This is a genomic window from Psychrobacter sp., from assembly GCF_036731945.1.
Lineage (GTDB): Bacteria > Pseudomonadota > Gammaproteobacteria > Pseudomonadales > Moraxellaceae > Psychrobacter.
Genome location: NZ_DAINDI010000009.1, coordinates 30,819 through 33,341, shown reverse-complemented (window position 1 = coordinate 33,341; position 2,523 = coordinate 30,819). Strand labels below are relative to the sequence as shown.

The 2,523-nt window shown below is 47.0% G+C and carries 3 protein-coding genes; all 3 read right to left on the bottom strand.

Going from position 1 to position 2,523, the window contains the following annotated elements; translation table 11 throughout:
• Window positions 1-315 (bottom strand): FUSC family protein (locus tag V7D75_RS03105; RefSeq protein WP_333613369.1); only part of this gene is annotated, 315 nt, incomplete at its 3' end.
• A gap of 229 nt (window positions 316-544) precedes the next feature.
• A complete protein-coding gene (locus V7D75_RS03100; RefSeq protein WP_333613394.1) occupies window positions 545-1,966 on the bottom strand; it encodes an FAD-dependent oxidoreductase in 1,422 nt (473 codons plus the stop codon).
• Window positions 1,967-2,098: 132 nt separating this feature from the next.
• Window positions 2,099-2,523: hypothetical protein (locus tag V7D75_RS03095; RefSeq protein ID WP_333613368.1), on the bottom strand; the 425-nt coding region annotated here is incomplete at its 5' end.

Below are 2,523 nucleotides of genomic sequence, written 5' to 3'. Positions count from 1 at the left end.
GTATAACCATAGCCAGCCGCCGGTATCTTGAATTAACCATAAAAAGCTCAGCCCGACCACCACGCCGAGCAAAGTGCCGAGTATGCGCTCTTTTGCCTTGGTATAAATCGCCCCTTGATATTGCAATAATCCCAATATCACAAACACGGTAATGGTCGTCCACTCGCCATGCGGCAAGTGGGTAAACTCATTTAACAACAGGGCAATAAGCACGGCCACGCCTAAACGTATGGCATGCAACACATCGGCATGCTGATAGCGGGCGTAAGGCTCTACAAACGGCGCGGTAAATCGTTGCCAAAAAGTCGGTTTCACGCAGGGCGTCTCTTATAATGAATAAATAAAAAGTAGCTTAAATGATAACTGCTAGCTTAACCATTCATAAAGCAATTATCAAAAAAATAACGCCTTTTATCCCGTAAAGATAAAAGACGTCAACATTATAAACATGCAAGGGCGTGTCCTCATTTTAAAAATGATGAAAAAGCATATTTGGATTTGGCTATTGATAACTCCCAATAGCCAAATACTAGACTTCTAAAAGCTAAACTTCTAAGAAATCCAAAATACCTTCTGCCGCTTCACGACCTTCCCAAATCGCTGTCACCACCAAATCAGAGCCGCGCACCATATCGCCACCGGCAAATATTTTTGGATTACTGGTTTGGAATTTAAAGGTTTGTTTTTCGGCGGCGACCACTCGACCCGAGCCGTCCATTGTGACTTGCTGACTGGCAAACCAATCGGCCGGGCTAGGACGGAAACCAAAGGCCAGAATAACCGCATCACACGGTATGATTTCTTCTGAGTTAGGAATAGGCTCAGGGTGGCGGCGCCCACGATTGTCAGGCGCGCCCAGATGCGTAGTAATCGCCTTACCTGCATTCACTTTGCCATTTAAGCCAATGATTTCGGTCGGTTGACGATTGAATAAAAACTCAACGCCCTCTTCGCGTGCATTGACCACCTCACGGCGAGAGCCGGGCATATTTTCTTCGTCACGGCGATAAGCGCAAACTACTTGCTGCGCGCCTTGACGCACACTGCTACGGTTACAGTCCATCGCCGTATCACCGCCGCCTAGCACCACCACTTTTTTACCTTTTAAATCGATATAGTCTGCTGAATTTTTTTCCCAGTCATTGCAGCGATTGACGTTAGCTATCAGATAATCTAGCGCATCGTAGACGCCTTCTAGCTCTTCGCCTGCAAAGCCGCCGCGCATATAAGTATAAGTGCCCATGCCCATAAATACCGCATCGTACTCGCTTAACAACTCATCAATACTGACGTCGCTGCCGATTTCGGTCTCTAAACGGAACTCCATGCCCATACCTTCAAAAATGACACGGCGATTGCGCATGACATCTTTTTCCATTTTGAACTCTGGAATACCAAAGGTTAATAAACCACCAATCTCAGGACGCTTATCAAAGATAACAGGTTTGACCCCGTTTCTGACTAAAATATCGGCGCAGCCCAGTCCTGCAGGCCCTGCGCCAATAATAGCGACTTTTTTATCCGTCCAAACCACCTCGGACATATCAGGACGCCAGCCAAGGGCAAAAGCGGTGTCGTTGATATACTTCTCAACATTGCCGATGGTGACCGCGCCAAAGCCATCGTTTAGCGTACAAGCGCCTTCACACAAGCGGTCTTGCGGGCAGACACGGCCACAAACTTCAGGCAAAGTATTGGTTTGATGACACAATTCTGCTGCCTGAAATATTTGTCCTTCTGCCGCTAATTTAAGCCAGTTGGGAATGTAATTATGTACCGGACATTTCCACTCACAGTATGGGTTGCCGCACTCAAGGCAGCGGTGCGATTGCTGCGCTACTGATTCGCTATCGAACGGCTGATAAATTTCTACAAACTCTGTTGAGCGCGTAACGATGTCTTTTTTGATTGGCTCAAGGCGCGGTACATCTAAAAACTGAAAGCTATTTTCTAAGCGTTTTGCCATGGTATTGTCTCTTTTATAGTGGGTAACGACAGCCAATATCTGTTTAAATGAGGCAAATTTACGGATAAAGGTTGTCATTTACCTGCTTAAAACCTATGAATTAAACTGCTTGTAAACCTCTTACTATCTCACTTATTGTGGGTCAGCCGTCGTGGTTTTAAGCAGGGTCGCAACGTTTGCCGCTTTGGGTTTTACCAAATAGAACTTACGCGCGTAATGCTCAAAGTCCGCTAAGATGGTTTGTCCCCACGCACTGCCCGTTTTGTCGACATGGGTTTCAATCACTTGTTGCAAGTAAATACGATGACCTTCCATTTGCTCGCTTGAGATACGGTTTAAATCAATCAGCTCATGATTACAGCGATCGAAAAAGTCACCATCCATATCGAGAACATAAGCAAAGCCGCCGGTCATGCCTGCGCCGAAATTCAACCCCGTACGCCCAAGGACGGTAATGATGCCGCCGGTCATATACTCGCAGCAATGGTCGCCCGTGCCTTCGATAACCGCATGAGCGCCCGAATTACGTACGCCGAAACGCTCGCCTGCTGTACCCG

Excerpts from the sequence above, each read along its gene's own strand:
- V7D75_RS03100 (WP_333613394.1), bottom strand. The coding sequence starts at position 1,966 with ATGGCAAAACGCTTAGAAAATAGCTTTCAGTTTTTAGATGTACCGCGC.